At 59.6% G+C, this 18,411-nt stretch carries 18 protein-coding genes and 1 riboswitch; all 18 genes read right to left on the bottom strand.

What is annotated here, in order from left to right; all coding sequences use genetic code 11:
- Positions 1–189: 189 nt before the first annotated feature.
- Positions 190–849: an adenosylcobinamide amidohydrolase gene (locus DA792_RS01490; protein WP_107717770.1), complete on the bottom strand. Its 660-nt coding sequence runs from the start codon at positions 847–849 to the stop codon at positions 190–192.
- Positions 846–1,628, bottom strand: coding sequence for an ABC transporter ATP-binding protein (locus DA792_RS01485; protein WP_107717768.1), 783 nt, complete (start codon positions 1,626–1,628; stop codon positions 846–848). Before DA792_RS01485 ends, DA792_RS01490 begins: the two co-directional genes overlap by 4 nt.
- Entirely contained in the window at positions 1,625–2,602 is a 978-nt protein-coding gene (locus DA792_RS01480) for a FecCD family ABC transporter permease (RefSeq protein WP_107717766.1), read from the bottom strand. Before DA792_RS01480 ends, DA792_RS01485 begins: the two co-directional genes overlap by 4 nt.
- Positions 2,602–3,453, bottom strand: coding sequence for an ABC transporter substrate-binding protein (locus DA792_RS01475; protein ID WP_439099355.1), 852 nt, complete (start codon positions 3,451–3,453; stop codon positions 2,602–2,604). Before DA792_RS01475 ends, DA792_RS01480 begins: the two co-directional genes overlap by 1 nt.
- Complete coding sequence (locus DA792_RS01470; RefSeq protein WP_107717761.1) at positions 3,440–5,299, bottom strand: TonB-dependent receptor plug domain-containing protein; 1,860 nt, start codon at positions 5,297–5,299, stop codon at positions 3,440–3,442. The genes DA792_RS01475 and DA792_RS01470 overlap by 14 nt, the downstream gene beginning before the upstream one ends.
- Positions 5,300–5,429: 130 nt before the next feature.
- Positions 5,430–5,643, bottom strand: a riboswitch (cobalamin riboswitch).
- 116 nt (positions 5,644–5,759) lie between these two features.
- Positions 5,760–6,359 carry a glutathione S-transferase family protein gene (locus DA792_RS01465; RefSeq protein ID WP_107717759.1) on the bottom strand — a complete coding sequence of 200 codons (600 nt, stop codon included), beginning with the start codon at positions 6,357–6,359 and terminating at the stop codon, positions 5,760–5,762.
- Positions 6,360–6,478: 119 nt separating this feature from the next.
- Positions 6,479–7,276, bottom strand: a complete 798-nt coding sequence (locus tag DA792_RS01460) for a DNA-binding transcriptional regulator (protein WP_107717757.1) — start codon at positions 7,274–7,276, stop codon at positions 6,479–6,481.
- Between the two features lie 38 nt (positions 7,277–7,314).
- Positions 7,315–8,157, bottom strand: a complete 843-nt coding sequence (locus tag DA792_RS01455; protein WP_107717755.1) for a fumarylacetoacetate hydrolase family protein — start codon at positions 8,155–8,157, stop codon at positions 7,315–7,317.
- 4 nt (positions 8,158–8,161) lie between these two features.
- Complete coding sequence (gene mhpA / locus DA792_RS01450; protein ID WP_107717752.1) at positions 8,162–9,655, bottom strand: bifunctional 3-(3-hydroxy-phenyl)propionate/3-hydroxycinnamic acid hydroxylase MhpA; 1,494 nt, start codon at positions 9,653–9,655, stop codon at positions 8,162–8,164.
- Positions 9,656–9,657: 2 nt separating this feature from the next.
- Entirely contained in the window at positions 9,658–10,638 is a 981-nt protein-coding gene (locus DA792_RS01445) for a VOC family protein (protein ID WP_107717964.1), read from the bottom strand.
- A gap of 106 nt (positions 10,639–10,744) precedes the next feature.
- Positions 10,745–11,755, bottom strand: a complete 1,011-nt coding sequence (locus DA792_RS01440) for a TRAP transporter substrate-binding protein (protein WP_107717750.1) — start codon at positions 11,753–11,755, stop codon at positions 10,745–10,747.
- Between the two features lie 21 nt (positions 11,756–11,776).
- Complete coding sequence (locus tag DA792_RS01435; RefSeq protein WP_107717749.1) at positions 11,777–13,078, bottom strand: TRAP transporter large permease; 1,302 nt, start codon at positions 13,076–13,078, stop codon at positions 11,777–11,779.
- Entirely contained in the window at positions 13,078–13,563 is a 486-nt protein-coding gene (locus tag DA792_RS01430) for a TRAP transporter small permease (protein WP_107717747.1), read from the bottom strand. The genes DA792_RS01435 and DA792_RS01430 overlap by 1 nt, the downstream gene beginning before the upstream one ends.
- A 234-nt stretch (positions 13,564–13,797) precedes the next feature.
- Positions 13,798–15,432, bottom strand: coding sequence for an AMP-binding protein (locus DA792_RS01425; protein ID WP_107717745.1), 1,635 nt, complete (start codon positions 15,430–15,432; stop codon positions 13,798–13,800).
- Between the two features lie 81 nt (positions 15,433–15,513).
- A complete protein-coding gene (locus DA792_RS01420; protein ID WP_107717743.1) occupies positions 15,514–16,287 on the bottom strand; it encodes a transporter in 774 nt (257 codons plus the stop codon).
- 146 nt (positions 16,288–16,433) lie between these two features.
- The gene (locus tag DA792_RS01415; protein ID WP_199908049.1) at positions 16,434–16,964 is read right to left on the bottom strand and encodes a flavin reductase family protein; all 531 of its coding nucleotides are present in this window, start codon (positions 16,962–16,964) and stop codon (positions 16,434–16,436) included.
- An 11-nt stretch (positions 16,965–16,975) separates the two neighbouring features.
- A complete protein-coding gene (locus DA792_RS01410; RefSeq protein WP_159075132.1) occupies positions 16,976–17,752 on the bottom strand; it encodes a hypothetical protein in 777 nt (258 codons plus the stop codon).
- Entirely contained in the window at positions 17,728–18,405 is a 678-nt protein-coding gene (locus DA792_RS01405; protein WP_159075131.1) for a carboxylesterase family protein, read from the bottom strand. The genes DA792_RS01410 and DA792_RS01405 overlap by 25 nt, the downstream gene beginning before the upstream one ends.
- Positions 18,406–18,411 lie beyond the last annotated feature (6 nt).

The raw sequence follows: 18,411 nt of genomic DNA, 5'->3' as shown, positions 1-18,411 counted from the left end.
AAGGAAATGTAATAACATGACAATACCTGCGTGATCAGAACCTGAATTTTTGCCAACACTCAGCACAACGGCGCAGGTAAGCCGTTTGTTTTCATTCATACAGCAGTCAAAATTGACGCGACACCGCTTTGGATGACCCAAAGATCGCCGTCAGGCCTATGCAAACTGAGGTGGATTTTGATGGCCGTTTTAGGAAAAATACTGGCGATCAACCAGCCAATCCTGCGCGCCTTGAAGCGTGGCACGATAGACGGCGGCGCCAATCGCTTCGCCCGCCGCCGTGTGCAGGCCAGCATAATCGTCAGACCCCTGTGGCGCGGCAATCGCGATACAGTCGGTGCCGGTCCCCGTGGCCATGCCCGTTGCGGCGCCACCCTCAAGCGGCAGGGCGGCGTCAAGAATGGCTGTGGTGCGGGCCTCGGCGATGATTGTGAGGGCCTCAATCAACCCGGCCTGCGACAGGCCATGGCTTAGCCGCACCGCGATGTTGATTGTGCCCCAGGCCCCCTGAGGGCGCACCACCCGCATCCCCACACGTTCGGCATTGGACAGGCCAACGGTGGCCACGCACGTAGCGCAAACCCCCTCCACCACCGCCTCAGCATGTTGAAAACGGCGCACATCGCGCGAGGTTAAAAAGGCCACGGCGTCCTGTGCTCCAAGCCCCGCCAATTCCTCCAAAAGCCATGCGCGCGCATCCAATGTTTCGGTCAGATCGGCGTTGCGCACCTCGCGCCACAGAATGCGCCGCGCGGTGACAAACCCCGGACGGTTCAGCGCCCAACTGAGCACCTGCATTTCCTGCCCAAGATCGAACGACAGCCATGGTCGGGTCAGTTCGACACTCATTCCAACACCTCGAGCGGCTGAAACACCGGACCTTTGGGCGTGGCTTCGAACCAGGCCGAAATGCCGAATGTATCGCGCAAAAGCGCGGGCGTCAGCACCGTGGTGGGCGCACCATCGGCAACGATACGCCCCTGATCCAGCACAATCAGCCGCGTGCAATGGCGCACACCAAGACCCAGATCATGCAGCGACACGATCACCGCGCGTCCCTCTGCCAGCCCCTCTGCCCCCTGTTCGGCGGCAAGCGATGCAAAGGTGCGCATGGTCGAAATTTGATGCGCGGGGTCGAGCCCGGCAATCGGTTCGTCCGCCATCAAAAGCGGCGCCTCCTGCGCCAGAGCGCGCGCCATCAAAACGCGGGCCTGTTCGCCCCCCGACAGGGCCGTGACGATGCGATGGCGGAACGCGGCCAGCCCCATCCGCTCAAGCGCCCGATCCACCGCCGCGCGGTCCTCGGCCGTGGCGCGCTGCCCCGGCGTCAAATGCGGCGTGCGGCCCAGCGTCACCAATGTTTCAACCGACACCGGCCACGCGATCTCACGCGATTGCGGCATCCACGCGGCGGCTCGGCCCCGTGTCCGTGGGGGCAGTTGCGCCAAAGACGAATGTCCCTGATGCGGTAAAAGCCCCAAAATAGCGCGCATCAGCGTGGTCTTTCCCGCGCCATTTGGCCCGATCAATCCGACGACTTCGCCCTTTTGTACGGTCAGGGAGACGTCTTGCAACACCGCCCTGCCGCCAAGCGAAACGGAGAGCCCTTTGACAGAGAGCAACGTCATAGCCCTCTCCGCGTGCGATAAATCAGATGCAGGAACAGCGGCGCACCGACCAGTGCCGTCACCACGCCAAGTTTCAGGTCGCGCATGGGTAAAATCACCCGCACAACACTATCCGCCGCCAAAAGCATCACCGCACCTCCAAGGGCTGAGGCCCAGAGAAGCCGCCCGGGACGGGCGCCGACCAAGCCACGCAGCATGTGCGGCACCACAAGGCCGACAAACCCAATCGCGCCCGCAACGGCGGTGGAGGCGCCAACCACACAGGCCGTGCCAAACACCAACAACAGGCGCAGTTGAACAAGGTTGATCCCCATCGCTTGCGCCGCATCTTCACCCAATGTCAGCGCATCAAGCCCCCGGCGCATCATCGCCAACATCCCCAGCCCCAGACCAATCAGCGGCAGCGCCAACCAGACATGGGTCATCGACCGATCAGCCAGAGAACCCATCATCCAAAACACGATGTCATTGGCCGCGAAAGGATTAGGCGACAGGTTCAAAACCAAAGAGGTCAAGGCCCCGGCAAGGGCCGAAATCGCAATGCCCGCAAGGATCAGCGTCAATGACCCGCCGCGAGGGCCCGCCAAAGCCAACACCAAGACCACCCCGATCAATGCGCCCGCCAGCGCCGACAACGGCAGCGCCAGCGTGGCGGTGGCCGCTATGCCAGTTTGGATCGCAATCACCGCGCCCAAAGCCGCTGATCCCGACACGCCGATCAGCCCCGGATCGGCCAATGGATTGCGCAGATAGCCCTGCATCGCCGCCCCTGACATCCCAAGAGCGGCCCCGATCATCAGCGCCAAAAGCGCACGCGGCAGGCGGATTTCACGCATCACCAGCGGTACGGGACCATCGCCGCCAAAGACCAGCGCGCGCAAACTGTCCAGTGGCGCAATGCCTGCCGGGCCGATCATCAAGGCCACGCCAAAAAGCGTCCCCATCAGGATCAAAAGGATCACATAGAGGCGCATCAATCCTCTCCGTTTGTCAGCGTATGGCGCAGGCTTACCATCTGCGCGACCGCGTGCAAAACATAAGGCGTGCCGCAGACCCAATCGCTATCGGACACGCTGGCGTTTGCGCGTCTGTCTTGGGTGGCGCGCAGGGCGGGATGGCTCAGGATATCTTCGGCGCGCGAGCCGCCCGGATAGGGCCGGCTGGTGATCACCGCTTCGGGGGCTTTCATCACCAACACCTCAAGAGGCATGTTGCCGCCCCAGGCATAGGTCGGCTCGTCGGCCAGATTGGTGAACCCTGCCGTGGCCAAGATTTGTCCCGACAGGCTTTGCGCCCCTGAGGTATAGCCGTTGGCCTCATAGAGCACGGCGGTGGGGCTACGACCGCCCTCATTTTGAAAGGCTTTCAAATCCGCGTCATAGGCCGTAATGACCTCTGCGGCTTTGTCCTGTTGGCCCAAAACATCGCCCATCCGCGCGATCTGTGCGGGCACGTCGTCCAGTGTGGTGACAGGCGCGAAAATCTCGACCCGTATGCCCAGACGTTGCAATAAGGCGACGGTGGCGCGAGAAGTATATGCCCCGGCAACCACCAGATCAGGCTGCATCAGATAAATCTCTTCGGCCTGACCGCGGTTGGCGGGATAGGCTTTGGCCTCGTCCGCCATTGCGGACGAGCGCGGATCTGAGGCTAAGAAAGACACCGATTTTAATTGTCCCTGTGCGGCCAGCATCATCGCAAGCTGATCGGTGCACAGGTTCATCGAGACAACGCGTGCGGGGGCCTCCGCGTGCGTCATGACGGGGGCGCTGCATATCAGCACCCCCGACAGAGCGAGACCAAAAATGGCCCTAGAACTGCGCATTGAGCCCGACGTAAACGGCGCGGCCCCGCGTGGCATAGCCCCAAACATCGGTGGTCTCCGCATCAAAGAGATTGTCGACCCGCCCGGTGAGTTGCACATGATCTGTCAGATCATAATGCGCCGCCACATTGACGGTGGTGAAGCTGGGCAGTTTGACCGTTTGATAGCTCCCCCAGTACTGCGTGTCGTAATTGCCCGCCACATGGCGCAGATCGGCCGAAACCGAGCCGCGCCCGCCAAAGGCGTCAAGCGTGCCGCCAAGTGTCAATTCGTGGCGCGGACGGCGGATTTCGACGCTTTTGTCGGGGTTTTCGGCCTCAAGATAGGTGTAGCCTAGACGCAGAGACAGCGCGTCGGTGGCCTCAAGCACACCTGCAATCTCAACGCCGCGTCGATGACTGTTCCCGATCTGGTTGATACTCGTGTAGGTTCCTGGCCCAGTGTTGAGGTCCGTGATCTCATCCTTCAGCCGCTCGTAAAACAGGGTCACATCCACCGTGCCGCGATCGCTAAAAATCGGCAGTTCGACACCGAGATCATAGCTGAGATTGCGCTCGGGTTGCAGGTTCGGGTTCCCAGTATAACCAAAGGCGTCGGCATAGAGTTCGAAATAGGTGGGATTGACCACCCCCTCGCCCGCAGAGCCATGTAAGCGCACACCATTGTCCATGAGATAGGACAGGCCGAGGTTCCATGTTGTCGCATCCTTGAAGACATCGTTGTCGTCGAACCGCGCTCCGGCTTGAACATCAAACCCTGAGGCAAAGCTACCGCGATATTCGAGTGCCACGGATGTTGCCGCGCGGCCATAGGCCGGGTTCGAGCTGCTGTCATCTTCGCGATGTTCCAGCAAAAGGTTCACAAGTTGATCCGCCTGATCCACCGCGCCGTCAATGCCATAGCTGAGCCGGTATTTCACCGCGTCAGTGGTGGTTTTGGTGGTGGCCCCGCCATTGTTTTGCAACTGATTGCGGGTGGTTTCAACGGCCAGACGGTGGGTCAATCGCCCCTCCATCATGCTGTATTCGCCAAAGACGCCAGCAGTCAGCTCATCACGATTGGCATACTGGCTGGGATCATCCATCATATAGCTGTCCGCATCGCTCGCCAGCCAATTTGCGCTGTCATATTCGTAGCGTTCCTCAGAGCGGCGCAGGGTAAAGCCCAGTTTCAGAGCGTCCGTCGCCTGATAATCGCCCGACAGGATCGCGGTGGAGCGCGTCAGCCCGTCCTTTTCACCACCATCGCCCGATTGATCAAAGCCCGGATCATCCATGTGTGACAATGCCAAAGACACACCGCCACGCGCGTCCCTGCGTGCCACAAAGGTGCTTGCGGTGGTGCCGGAACCAACCTCAATGCGACCATTCAGTGTTGTGCCCTCGCCGCCTTTGCGGGTGATGATGTTGATCACACCGGCGGAAGCATTTGAGCCGTAATAGACCGATTGCGGGCCGCGCAGCACTTCGATGCGCTCGATATTGGCGGTTTCCAGACCGCTGAAAATATATTCCCCATCGCCCCCGGCGGCGGCAATGCCGTCGATCAGGACCAGCGTGTGGTTGCCCTCGCCGCCACGCATACGAACTTGGGTCGAACTGGGACCAGAGCCACTGACCGATACACCGGGCAAAGCGCGCAGCGCGTCCTGCACCGTGGTGATGCCGCGATCCTTGATGTCATCTGCGGTCACGACACTGACGGCGCGGCCATATTTTTCGGCGGCAATCGGGGATAGCCCGCCGGTGACGATGATCTCGTCCAAAACGAATGTGTCCTGCGCGACAACCGGCGCGGAGAGTGAGAGCAGGCCAGCGGATGCGGCCAAAACGGTAAAGCGGTTCATGTATATCCCTCGAAAACGCCCCTTGAAGGTCGCGGATGTGAACAATGTCAGTCGAGGGAAAGTGACCCCCCGCAGACGGTGAAATCACCACATGCGGAACGTCCGCAGCCCGGCACGCCCCACGCGTCCGAACAGGGTGAGCACCTTGGCAGGTCTCCTGACTCACGGGTCTTAGCTGGGCCGAACCTTCCCGTCGCCCAATGTGCGACAGTGGCATTTTCCGGCTTCGCTCTCCGCCTACAGTTGCGGGGGCAGTTGTGGACTTGGCACCCATTGGGTGAACCGAACCACATTCCCTTTTAACCGGACGGAGAACCGCCCGGACCAAAGCGGGTTTTTCCTAATGGGAATCATGGGCGCTGTGAAGCCTAAAAACGGGGCTGATCCATGTTTGCGCTCCCACGCCCGTTTGCGTGCAACAGGCTGTTATACGCTAACCAGCATCGTCCAGTGCCACATGTCACGCGAGGCTTGCGACAATCGAAGGCCGCTGTGACAGCCGGTCGACATAGGCCTGAAGGGCAGCCGGAAGCTCGACGCCAATCCGGTCGTGCCATGACAAAAGATAATAGGCGGCAGCATCTGCGATGGTGAACCCGTCGAACAGATAAGGTCCGTCGCCGAGTTGACGGGTGAGGCGATCAAACCCGTCGGTCACAACGCCCTGCCCGTGCTGACGCAACTCCGTCTGAACCGTCGGATCGGAGGTGAATTTCTGCGGCATCATGGCAAACACCGACCCCCGCATATGCAGGCCAGAGACGATATGTTCGGTCAGTTCCATCACACGCACCTCCTGCTCCAACGCTTTGGGCAACAGCGCCGCATCTGGAAAGCGGCGGGCCAGCCAATAGGCAATCACCGGAAATTCGGTCAAAACATCGCCATTCGGCAGCAACAGCGCCGGCACCTTTCCCTTTGGGTTCAGCGCCAGATAGGATGCGCTGCGCTGCGCGCCCTGTTTCAGGTCCGTGACCTCCACCGTGTAGGGGCACCCGATCTGTTCGAGCAGAATACGAATACCCAGTGAGCAGGAGCCCGGAGAATGGAACAGTTTCATTTTGCGCATCCCTATAATTTGACTCTGAGGTAGATCAGGGGCGGAGAAAGGCAAACCAAAGCGTGCCCCTGTCCATCCATCAGACAGTGCACATGCGGTGTTTGCCGTGGGCTGGGCGGTCAATCCGGCAAGGACCCGGCGATTTTATCGGCAAGCTCTGAGAGAGCTGCGGTGAAGGTCTCGCGCGCTTTGCCGGTGCTCATGGCGCTGCGAATCCAGATGATCGAGACACAGCCCAAAACATTGCCGCCCGATCTGATCGGCACGGCAAGCGATGCTGTTTGCGCGCGAAATTCGCCACTGTCGCGGATGGCGACGCCACGTGCGCGGGTCTGTTCAAACAATTGCTCCAACCAGCGCGGTTCCAAAAACGGAACATCCTCAGGATCATTGAGCCGACGCAGATGTTCTAGGATCAAAAGCCGTTCCTCATCCGAACAAAAACTCAGATAGGCCCGCCCCGCCGAGGTGCGCAACACCGGTAATTTATACCCGGTCATGCCCCGGTCAATCGACAGCGGAGACCGGCCATGGGTGGTCTCCTGAATGACCATCGCTGCATTGTTGTAAATGGTCAGATCAAGCGGCCAGACAAGCCGTTGACCATATTCGGCAAACAAAGGCCCCGCCGCCTGTGACAGTTCAGAGGTCAAGGCATAGCCATCGCCCAAAGCGGCGGCAAATCGCGTCACGCGCACATAATTGGAGGTGGCGGAAAAGGCGACATAGCCCAATTCCTCCAACGTTTCCAAAAGCCGGTAGACGGTCGGGCGCGGCAGGTTCAGCGCCTTGGCAATTTCACCGGGTCGGGTTTCGCCCATCCGGTTCACATAGCGCAAAATGGCAAGCCCACGCGCAAGCGCGCGCACGGACCCGCCAGAAGAGGTCGCAGAGGTGTCGGAACCAGAAGCCATCATCGCCTGAGACTGCCACACTCCGACCCTGTGCGTAAGCCTTAGACTTCCGCTTTGACCGGGTTGGACAAAATGCCAACGCCTGACACTTCGACTTCACAAATATCACCGTCTTTCATGAACAGCGGCGGTGTGCGACGCGCGCCAACCCCGCCCGGCGTACCGGAAACAATCACATCGCCGGGCAACAGCGGCAGGATGGTCGAGCAATAGGCAATCAAACGCGGGATCGAACAGACCAGCATATCGAGCGTGGTGTCTTGTACGGTTTCGCCATTCAACCGGGTTTGGAGACGCATTTTGGTGTGATCTTCGATCTCATCCGCCGTCACCATCCACGGGCCAAAACCGCCCGTCCCGGCAAAGGTTTTGCCCGGCATGAATTGATGCGTGTGCTTTTGCCAATCGCGCACGGACCCGTCGTTGTAACAGGCATAGCCCGCCACATAATCCATCGCATCCGCTTCCGAAATGCGGCGGCCCTCTTTGCCGATGATCACGGCGACCTCACCCTCATAGTCGAATTTATCCGATTCAAGCGGTTTGATCAGCGGCGCATTGTGCCCGATCTGCGACCCCTGATAGCGCGCAAAAAGCACCGGGTTCGGGGTTTCTTCGCGGCCGGTTTCCTCGATATGGGCATGATAGTTCAAGCCGACACAGATGATTTTATCCGGGTTCGGGATCACCGGATCATGCGCCACATCGTCAAAGCCATAATCGGCATCCGCAGAGACCAGGGCTGCGGCGGCCGCCATGTCGCCTGTGGCCAAAAAATCGCGTAGCGTCGGCGCGCCAAAGCGTTTGCCGAGATCGACGATGCCAGCCTCAGTGACGAGACCATAAGAGGACGTGCCGTCCTTGGTAAAAGAGCAAAGTTTCATTGGTTCAGACCCGTTCAGGTTGTTGCGTTTCGATAGGATTGGGGAGCACGAGGGCCAAAAGCGCCGTCAGCTCCTCTTTTGTATTGGCCCCGCCCAGCGTGTGGCGGTCGGGGCGAAGCACGGTGGCGCGGGCACCAAGCCGAGCAAGGTGATCCGCGGCGTTTGAGTGGTCCGTTGTGACCAAGGCGACACCGTCGGGCAGGTTCAAACCCTGCGCCACATCGGCCTGGGCGACGACAACGAATTGATGGCGATACACATCATCCATCAACTGCCCGTCGCTCAGGCGCGGTTGACCGAACAAACGCCCGGCGAGGTCGCCAACGCCGATCCCTTCGCCCAAAGGCGGCGCGATGCTGTTCATCCGGGCCGAGCCATCGGCGCCTGGAAAAGCGGCGCGCAGGGCGGCTTCGGTGCCCGCAGTGTTGATCAACCCGCCCAACCGCACGGCGGTTTGGATATACTCGCGGGCATTGGGTTTGCGCTCACTTTCATAGCTGTCCAGCAATGCCTCTGCGGCCTTGCCCGTGACTTTACCCTGACAAATCAACGCCAATTTCCAGTACAGATTGGCGACATCGCGGGTGCCCGCACACATGCCCTGCCCCATGAACGGCGGGGTTTGGTGACAGGCATCACCGGCCAACAAAAGCCGCCCCTTGCGCCACTCATCCGCAACGAGAGAGTGGAACACATAGACCGCTGTGCGCTCCAAATCGGCATCCTCGGGCGTCAACCAATCGACAAGCAACGCCCACACCCGCTCCGGTTTGGAAATCTCATTTGTATCCTCATCGGGCTTGACCGTGATTTCCCACCGCCGCCGCATCCCCGGCACCCGCACATAGGTGGCGGGACGATCAGGGCGGCAATATTGGATCGAATGATCGCCGAGCTCGGGCTTGTCCTGTTTCAGGATCGCATCGACCACCAGCCAACGTTCGTGAAATCCGTAATCCTCCATCCCGGTCTCAATATAGCGCCGCACCAGCGAGCGCGCGCCGTCACAACCGACCACATAGCTTGCGGTGACGCGCTCAACCTTGCCGCAGGACATGTCTTCGAACCGCAGTTCCACCACATCGCCTTGATCCGCAATGTTAAACACATCGCAGCGGGTGCGAATGGTGACCTCTTTGCGGACGGTCAGACTGGTGCGCAGCACCTCTTCGAGATCGGGCTGGTGAAAGCGGAAATTCGAGCGCCAACCTTGCGGCCCTTCGCCCTGTGGGCGCGGCCAATCCAGCAAAAGTTTGCCGTCAGCATCGACAAATTGCATCCCCGGATGCAGCGCCGTTTTGGGTTCCATTTCGTCGGCGATGCCGATCCACTGAAACACCCGCATCACTTCGGCGTCAAAATGCACCGCGCGCGGTAGGTGATAGGCCGCGCTTTCGCGATCCAAAACCAGCGTTTTTACCCCGCATTGACCCAAAAGATGAGCCAAAGTTGCGCCCGCAGGGCCATAGCCCACGATGGCGACATCATAGTGTTCCATAGTTATTTTCCCTGTTTGGTCAGTTCGCCGAAAAGCCATGGGCAATCGGCCACGGGTGGCGCACGCCGGCCCCGTGCAGCAGCATCCAGACGCATATCGCGCAGGCGTTTGCGCCCACCTTCTTCGGTGAGATAAAGCCGTTCATGGCCCCAAAAACTCGGGCCATCATGGGTCTGATGCGGCTCCCATGTGTCCGGCTCAATCAACCGCCCGCCCCAGCCGTTTTCGACAAAAAAGCCGGAGGGCGAATGGGCGTAGTAGGAGGTCATGTAATCATTGGTGTGACGGCCCAGTGTGTAGGCGACACGACCCTCCTCCATCTGCGCCAAATCATAGCCTTGGCCCAGATCATCGAGATTTTGGAATTCGACCATGAAATGGTGAAAGCCAAGCTGCCCCGAGCCGACCATGGCAAAGGAATGGTGGCGATTGTTGAGGTGAAAAAAGTACAAACCGTAAGGTTCCAACCCGTAATCCGAGACGTGAAAGTCCAACAGATCACGGTAAAACGGCATCATCACGTCGATGTCTTTGACGTGCAGCACGGCGTGCCCCATGCCCAAAGGCCCGGTCATAAAGCCGTCAATCGGACGCCCCGGCACAAACGGATCGGTGGCAATCATCGGTTTGTAAAACAGCTCAACCCGGTTGCCACCCGGATCTTTGAACCAAATCATGTCTTCGACAAACCGACGATCCGCGAGTTCTTTTGTGGCCATCGTGACGGCCACGCCAGCGGCATCCAGACGAGCGGCGTAGGCTTGCAAATCCTCTTTGGCTGCGACCTCGAACCCCAGAAACGCCAGCGTTTCACCGGGTTCGTCAGAGACCAAAAGCCGCTGAACCTTGTCATCCATGCGAAACGCCACGGCTTTGCCGCCACGGTCGATCTTTTGCATGCCCAGCAGTTTGCCGGCAAAATCTCCCCAGTCGTCGAGCTTGTCAGAGCGCACACCGAGATAGCCCAGAGCAATAATTGCCATGGTGTTCTCCATCATTTGTTCAGGAATACCTCATTTTATAGGCGAAATGGCCCAATCCCGAGGTGTCATCTCCGCCCGTCCGCAGTGTGGACAGACGGAGAGAAGATCAGCGCGCAGAAACCTCGCGCGCGCGGGTCAGCACAGCTTCGGCTGCTGCCGGATCGGCCTGCTCGGCCACCCATTTGGCCGGAGCCTCCGCCAATGCCGCATCCCATGCCGCGTGGCCTGCCTCATCGAGTTCGACAAAGGTGACTTCACCCGCCGCCCGAAACGCCGCTTCGACCTCGGCATCGGTTTGATCGACGACGGAAGCAATCCATTCGGCCGTGGCACGCCCGGACATCTCATCCAGCACGGCTTTGTCCGCGTCCGACAGGCCCTCATAGGTGCGTTTGTTCATCAAAACGGCCATGGGCGAGGAGGTGAAACGCGCGGTGGTGATATAGGGAGCCACTTCGTTCAGCCGGAAGGTGCGGTACGCATCCATCACCCACACCGCGCCAGACACCACACCGCGTTCGAGGTTTTCATAGACCTGCGGTGCCGGAATAGACACGCCTGACGCGCCCAGAAGATCAAACAGGGTCGAACCAAATTTCGACGGGGTCCGCAGTTTCAAACCGTTGAGATCGGCAGGCGTGGCGGCAGCAGCGTCCGTCATGAAAAAGCGGTAGCCCGGCGTGGTGAACAGAGCGATCACTTTGTAATCGGCATATTCCGCGCTCAATGCGCCGTCCTCGGCCAGCGTGTTGAGGATCTCGGTGCCCTGCGCCGACGTTTCAACAAGTCCCGGCACTTCGACCACGCCCGTCATCGCAAACAGACCCGGCGTGTAGGTCGGCACGACCAGCGCCACATCAGCCACGCCCGCCTTGACCAATTCCGCCTGTGCTGGCGGTGCACCAAGGATGGAGCCGGGATAGAGTTTGAAGGACGCGCCTTTGGACAGCTTCGGGTTGACCTCGTCGATCCAGGCTTGCAGCACTTTTGACGAATAGAACCCCTGTGCCGGCTCAAAAGACGACACACGCATTTCGCGCGCCTGCGCCATCGACGCGGTAAAAGAGACACCTAGGGCCAGCGCCACAGTGGTGGCTTTGAGTAGAGTTTTGATCATAGTTTCCTCCCGTTTTTCTGATCAGATCGCATGATAGGGCAGCCAGATGACAAGCGCGGGCAGAGCGATGATGATCCCCACGCGAATGAAATCAGCGATGACAAATGGGGCCGCCCCTTTCCAAAGCTCGGTGAGCTTGACGTCCGGTGCGACGGTTTTAAGGACAAAAAGATTCATGCCGACGGGCGGGGTAATCAGCCCCATTTCCACCACCATCACGGCGAAAATCCCGAACCACACAAGGTCGATTCCTGCCGCCTGCGCCACGGGCACAAACAACGGCACGGTGAGCAACAACATCGCCAGACTGTCCATCAACGTGCCCAAAACCAGATAGATTGCCAGCATCAACAAGATCACCAAAAGCGGTTGATCCAAAATGCCGGAAAACAGGCCAGAGAGGGAAAAGGGCAGGCCAGAGAGGGCAAGGAAAAAGTTGAACAGGTTCGCCCCGATCAACACCAGATAGAGCGCACCACAGGTCATCGCCGTGTCCATGATCGCGGACATGAAGCCCTCAAAGGACAACCGCCGCGCCAGCAATCCATAGGCCAGAACCACGGCGGCCCCGATGGCGGCGGTTTCATTGGCGGTGAACACGCCTGAATAAAGTCCGCCCATGATCAGGCCAAAAATACCAACCGGGGGCAGCAATTCTTTGATCGCGCTGCGCCGCTCTGGCCCTTCGGCCCGCACCCGTTGAGGCGCCACAGACCAACCCATCCAAATCGGCACCCAAATCGCCAAACAGTAGAGCAGAACTGCCAAAAAGATCGGTCCGGCCGTGGCCAAAAGCAGGTCCCGAATGGATTGTTCGGCGATGAAAGCATAGATCACCAACACCGTTGACGGTGGGATCAAAATACCAAGTGTCCCTCCTGCGGCCACCGACCCGGCGGAAAGCGAGCGCGAATATCCGGCGGCTTTCATCTCCGGCAAGGCGATCCGGCCCATGGTCGCGGTGGTGGCCAAGGACGATCCCGAGATCATCCCAAATCCCGCCGACGCGCCAATCGTCGCAAGAGCAAGCCCGCCACGACGGTGGCCGATCAGCACGGACATGGAGTGATAGAGTTTCGTGGACAAGCCACTGCGCGCGGCCAAATTGCCCATCATCACAAACAGCGGCAACATGGTCAGCGTGTAGTTGGTCAGACTGTCCCATGTCGTCGTCGCGCCAATCGTCATGGCACCGGGCAAGCCGATGATCATCGCCGATCCAAGCACACCGACAAGACCAAGGGCCACAGCCACAGGCACTTCGAGAAAGATCATCACGATCGCGGCAAAGAACCCCATGCCGCCTAAGAGCATCCCACTCATCACCAATCCTTCTCATTTTTCACGGAGAACCAGAGCGCCGCGACGGCGGCGACAAGAGCGGCCAAAAGGGTCAATGTCACCACCATCAGGGCCATCGGCACTGGCACGCCCAAATCAGCAGTGGTTTCAGGAGAGCCCAGTTTGGACAGGGTGTTTTCGGCCAAAATCCAAAACAACAGCCCGGCAAAAATGAGCGAAGCGATACTGCCGACAACGCCCAAAGGCCGGGTGAACCGGTTGGGCGACAGTTCGGACAACAGCTTGGCCGTCACATGGGTCCGTTTCGCGTAACAGACCGGCATCGACAGCAACGCCCCCAAGCCGATGGACAGGGATGTCAATTCAATGGCAGCGGGCACATTGAGCCCCGCCACTGCGCGCAAAACCACATCGGTCACGGTCACCCCAGCTCCAAACAGAAAGCAGGATGCGGCGGCCGCCAAGAAGAGGTTTGATATGTGCTTTTTATGTTGTCCGTTGATCATTCTGCACGCCCTTTAGAGCTTTTATGTGCAGCAAAAATCCATCCCCTGCGCTGTCGCGCAAAGGGAAATCTGTGCGTTTCCACGGCGTTCCTCCCAACGCTAAGTCATCGGGAGACTATAAGTCGCGCCGGCGTGGGAAAACAGGCTCACCAACAAGGCGTCCATCAGGCGGACAGGTGTGGCAGGCCTATGATCGCACGCGGCGGGCGCTTCCGCTGCACCCGCCTTTGACGGTTATGTGGCCGGACTGTCCGCGCGTTGTTTCAAACGAAAGCGTTGGATCTTACCGCTTTCCGTTTTTGGCAAAGCCGTGGTGAAAACCACCGAGCGTGGGTATTTATAGGGCGCAACGGTCGCCTTGACGAACTCCTGTAATTCCATGGCGGTGCTGTCAGTCGCGGCCACGCCATCGCGCAGCACGACATGCGCCTGTACGATCGCACCGCGGGCCTCATCGGGGACACCAATCACCCCGCATTCCAACACATCCGGGTGCGCCAGCAAGGCGGATTCAACTTCGGGACCCGCGATGTTGTACCCGGACGACACAATCATATCGTCTGAGCGCGAGGCAAAGTGGAAGACCCCGGCATCATCTTGGATGAAAATATCGCCGGGGAGATTCCACCCATCGCGCACGAATTTTGTCTGTCGCTCATCATCCAAGTAACGACAGCCCACCGGACCTTTCACGGCCAAATGACCGGGCGTGCCCCGCGGGACCTCGTTCATTTCATCATCAACAATTCTTGCAATATAGCCCGTAAGTGGCGTGCCAGTGGAGCCGGGTTGTGCAGACCCAAATCGGTTCGACATGTAGATGTGAAGCAACTCGGTTCCGCCAATGCCATCAAGGATTTCGCGGCCCGTTTTATTGACCCAAGCCTCAAAGACCGGCGGGGGCAAAGTTTCTCCGGCAGAAACCGCGCAGCGCAAACTGGACAGGTCGGCCCCGTCTTCCATCGCCAAAAGCATGGCACGATAGGCGGTGGGTGCTGTAAAACAGATCGTGGCCTGATGCCGCTCAATGATCTCGATCAACTGCGCGGGCCCGGCCTGTTCAAGCAAGACCGCCGAGGCCCCAAAGCGCAGCGGAAAGATTGCCAATCCGCCAAGACCAAAGGTGAACGCCAAAGGGGGTGAGCCGACGAAAATGTCTTCGGGCTGCACATTGAGCACCTCTTTGGCATAGGCATCCGCGATCACCAAAAGGTCTCGGTGAAAATGCATCGTCGCCTTGGGCACGCCGGTGGACCCGGAGGTGAACCCCAAAAGCGCCACATCATCGCGCCCGGTTTTGACCCAAAAGGGCTCAGTCGATTTGCGGGCGGCAACGTGGTCAAGAGCCCCATTGAGCCCCGCCGTGCCGTCAAATGACACAATATGCTCCAAAGGTGCGCTCGCGCCCAAACAGGCCTCCAACTCGTCCAACATCCGCAGGTCGCACAGCGCCAAGCGCACCTGCGCCTTGTCCAAATATTGCATCAACTCTTTTTTGCGCATCATCGGCATGGTGTTGATCACAACCGCCCCCGCCTTGGTCGCGCCAAGCCAACAGGCCACAAGCGCGGGCGTATTGGCCGAACGGATCAAAATGCGGTGCCCCGGTTTGATGCCATAGTCTTCGACCAAGGCGCGGGCGATTTGACTGCTCCACTGGGCCAGCTCCGCATAGGTGCGACTGCGGCCTTGGCCGATCAAAGCAATGCGATCGCCAAAGCCCTTTTCGACCATCCGGTCGGTGAGCTCATAGGCGGCATTCATGTGGTCGGGATAGGGGAAAGCGTCCAACAAATAGTCGGGCTGATGGTCGGGTGCCGGAAGATTGTCCCGGCAAAACGTGTCTACATGTGCGCTAGGTCCAAGCATTCTTGGTCTCCATTGGGGGGCAGGACGGCAAAACCGGTCAGCGGCGCGCGGCAAAAACCACTCCGCGCGCCTTTGGTCCGATCAGAACAGTTTGAGAAAGCGGATTTCCGCGACGACGTCGTTTTTGAACCCGTCTTGCACAGAGAGGTCCTTGGCCAACATGCCCTGCACTTGGACGGTCGGGCTTACGAAGGTGTTGGCATAGACGCGGATCTGATCGCGGCGCGTTTTCAGGCCCGAATAGACACCGTCATAGTTGATGTCGCCACCAAATTGGCCGGAGTAACCGACAGAGAGCGATTTGGTTTGGCCGAATTGTTTGCGAAAGGCGACCTGAACCTGAGAGGCGGGATCGCGTGACACGTCCACGCCGCTTTCTGTGTGATCCATGCTCAAAGCGACGTCTGCGGTGGCATCCAGATAGACACCATTGCCCAACCCTTGAATCAGCGCGACTTGTGGGGTGAACACCCATGCCCCGCCGCCCAAAGAGACTTCGCCAAACTCATAAGATCCGCTTGGCGCGGTCAAAAATGCCGTGACGCCGACCGTCGTTCCGGTGTCCGGGTTGGAGGGTTTGACGGGCCAATAACTGGCGCCGAATGTCAGGTCGCCAAGGCCCTCGGACGTGGGTTGTGCTGCCCCGCCGATCTGAGCCGTGTCAAACCCGCCCATTGGCAAAACCATTTGAAACAAAACCGGCTCATTGCCGATCTGCGTGTAGTGCAGCCCCCGCAAAACGGCGACATTGGCGGTGACTTCGGAGGCGGGCACATCAACCCCGCCAAAGTTCAATTCGGTCGCGCGGGAGTGCTGGAGGTAGAGCAGGCCGACGTTGGTGCCAGGCGGCAACATGGCGTAATCACCCGGTGCAACGTCAACCGCCAGTGCTGGCAGTGCGGCACAGGCCGTGAATGCCCGAGAACGAGGGTTTGTGCGAAGTGTTTCATGAGAGATCCCTATTGGTCATATGTTGGACGATGCTGGCTTTTGCTGCCAGCTTATGGGGGTGAGCCGGTTTTCCGGCCTTCTTGCCCAAGGCCTCGCCAGCGCCGGTCCAGATAAACCAGCGTTTCTGAGCTATGGGGTGTCGTCGCGGCGGCACAGGCACCTTCAAGCAGCTGTGCGGTCACAAGGGTCGCCGCCTCAAGCGGCAGACGCGTTTGAATTTCGCCTCGAAACCATGTGCCAATTTGGCGATAGCGTGGTTCCCCCGTCGGCAGGGTTTCCCAATCGTGATCCGCACCAAAACGGGCTTGCCCCGGCTGAGCACACAGGCTGGCCAGATCCAGATCCTCGTAGCGCGGAAAATGGATCACCACGGTCTGGGCCGTCAAAAGAGCGGCGGCTGTGGCGGACTGATTGGACAGAGAAAAGGCGATCACCGGCGGGGCGGCACTGACGGAAATCAGCGAGCTGACCGTCATCGCAACAGGCCCCGTCTCTGTCGTCGCCGTCAAAATCGCGACCCCAGCCGGGTGATTGCGAAAGGCGGTGCGAAACGCGTCGGCCATATCGGATATATCAGTCATCTGAACTCCTTTCAAAGGATGTGGCATTCGGTCGGGAGCGGTGTCCCAATGCGGCGGTTCAACGGTTGTGAGGTGTTCAAAACAAAGGCGGCCAAGTCCGCGCGCATCTCTTGACTGAGGGCCTCAAAGGCCTGCGAGGACCAGCCGTTGAGCATCGGCGCGTCATGCCAATCTGCGGGGTTTCCAAATTGGAATGGCAGATCGAAACAATGTGCCGCCCCGACGCCGGGCAAGTCGCTCCGTGCTGCGAATTGTCTTCGGATCACTTTGCGACCGCGCCCCTCCGCCGCCTTGGCAATAGCCTCGGCAAAGGCCCCAAAACTCAACCACGAGGCACGGGTGACGGTCTCGACCCAGTCCTCTGACCAGCCATGTGGCCAGTCTTGCGGCCAGCCCTGTGCACAGGCCCGCGACAGGATTGGCGGATCGGACTGGGCGCGCAGGGTCGAAAGGCGTGCGACATCCTGCTTTGATCCCGCTGCCAACTGGGGCAAAAAGACGGACATCTCATGGTCGGTCACCCGCACATACAGCGCCGAGACATGCAGGGGCGTCTCCGCCGCCGCCACGGGCCAAACCGGCAAATACATCGGCGCCATTGCACCGGGTGGCGACGTGTGATGCGACAACACCTCGGCACCTGCGCGTAACAAAGCCACCTCTTGCGGGTCTCCTTGACGCTGCATCTCCTCACAGCGTGCAACAGTATCGCGGGTGAAGGCGCTGCGATGCGCCCCACTCCAAGGGCTGATCTGTGGGATGCTCAAAAGCGCAACCTGATCAAACACGCCTTTGGCTTTCGGCCACCCAGCCAAGGCCCAAGCGTACCATGCCCCGCCGATTGTCCGGCCAGAGTGATCCGATTGGCATCGCCACCAAAATCGCAAATATGGTCTTTGACCCACTGCAATGCAGTGAGAATATCCCCCATTGGGCGGTGATCAGAGGGGTCTTGATCCGCATCCTCTTCGAGATGGCCATTGGGGCCAATGCGGTAGTTCAACGTCACAACCACCATGCCCTCCGCCGCCAAGGCCGCGCCGCGATACCACCGTGCCGCGCCGCCGCCACTCACCCAAGCGCCGCCGTGCAAGAACACCATCACCGGAAGGTCAGTGCCGCCCTCTGGAGTCCAGACGTTGAGATAAAACGCCTCATCCGACTGTGGATTTTCGCCAATGCCCGGCCCCATGAGGGCCTCAAGGCGGCTGGGGAGTTGCGGAAAGACCGGAACCTCGGTCAGGTGGCGCACATCCAATTGCCCTGATGCGGGGGTAACGGCAGATCGGGGTGTGTCCGGTTTGGACAAGCGCCCATAGCGGATGCCGTAAAAACATTCGACGCCGCCGCATGTGGTGCCTGTGACCCCGGCACGCGACAGGTCTTTTTGTGGCAGGGCGGCGGGGCCGCCCTGTATGTGAAGGTCAAATGGATCAGACACGGAGCC

Source organism: Celeribacter baekdonensis (assembly GCF_003047105.1).
GTDB classification, from domain to species: domain Bacteria; phylum Pseudomonadota; class Alphaproteobacteria; order Rhodobacterales; family Rhodobacteraceae; genus Celeribacter; species Celeribacter baekdonensis_B.
Note: the sequence above shows the minus strand (reverse complement) of the source record. Positions and strands in the feature narration are given on the sequence as shown.

What these genes read in the sequence shown, in the direction of transcription:
- DA792_RS01490 (WP_107717770.1), bottom strand. Translation starts at nt 849, where the DNA reads ATGAGTGTCGAACTGACCCGACCATGGCTGTCGTTCGATCTTGGGCAG.
- DA792_RS01485 (WP_107717768.1), bottom strand. Translation starts at nt 1,628, where the DNA reads ATGACGTTGCTCTCTGTCAAAGGGCTCTCCGTTTCGCTTGGCGGCAGG.
- DA792_RS01480 (WP_107717766.1), bottom strand. Translation starts at nt 2,602, where the DNA reads ATGCGCCTCTATGTGATCCTTTTGATCCTGATGGGGACGCTTTTTGGC.
- DA792_RS01475 (WP_439099355.1), bottom strand. Translation starts at nt 3,453, where the DNA reads ATGCGCAGTTCTAGGGCCATTTTTGGTCTCGCTCTGTCGGGGGTGCTG.
- DA792_RS01470 (WP_107717761.1), bottom strand. Translation starts at nt 5,299, where the DNA reads ATGAACCGCTTTACCGTTTTGGCCGCATCCGCTGGCCTGCTCTCACTC.
- DA792_RS01465 (WP_107717759.1), bottom strand. Translation starts at nt 6,359, where the DNA reads ATGAAACTGTTCCATTCTCCGGGCTCCTGCTCACTGGGTATTCGTATT.
- DA792_RS01460 (WP_107717757.1), bottom strand. Translation starts at nt 7,276, where the DNA reads ATGATGGCTTCTGGTTCCGACACCTCTGCGACCTCTTCTGGCGGGTCC.
- DA792_RS01455 (WP_107717755.1), bottom strand. Translation starts at nt 8,157, where the DNA reads ATGAAACTTTGCTCTTTTACCAAGGACGGCACGTCCTCTTATGGTCTC.
- mhpA (WP_107717752.1), bottom strand. Translation starts at nt 9,655, where the DNA reads ATGGAACACTATGATGTCGCCATCGTGGGCTATGGCCCTGCGGGCGCA.
- DA792_RS01445 (WP_107717964.1), bottom strand. Translation starts at nt 10,638, where the DNA reads ATGGCAATTATTGCTCTGGGCTATCTCGGTGTGCGCTCTGACAAGCTC.
- DA792_RS01440 (WP_107717750.1), bottom strand. Translation starts at nt 11,755, where the DNA reads ATGATCAAAACTCTACTCAAAGCCACCACTGTGGCGCTGGCCCTAGGT.
- DA792_RS01435 (WP_107717749.1), bottom strand. Translation starts at nt 13,078, where the DNA reads ATGAGTGGGATGCTCTTAGGCGGCATGGGGTTCTTTGCCGCGATCGTG.
- DA792_RS01430 (WP_107717747.1), bottom strand. Translation starts at nt 13,563, where the DNA reads ATGATCAACGGACAACATAAAAAGCACATATCAAACCTCTTCTTGGCG.
- DA792_RS01425 (WP_107717745.1), bottom strand. Translation starts at nt 15,432, where the DNA reads ATGCTTGGACCTAGCGCACATGTAGACACGTTTTGCCGGGACAATCTT.
- DA792_RS01420 (WP_107717743.1), bottom strand. Translation starts at nt 16,287, where the DNA reads ATGTTGCCGCCTGGCACCAACGTCGGCCTGCTCTACCTCCAGCACTCC.
- DA792_RS01415 (WP_199908049.1), bottom strand. Translation starts at nt 16,964, where the DNA reads ATGACTGATATATCCGATATGGCCGACGCGTTTCGCACCGCCTTTCGC.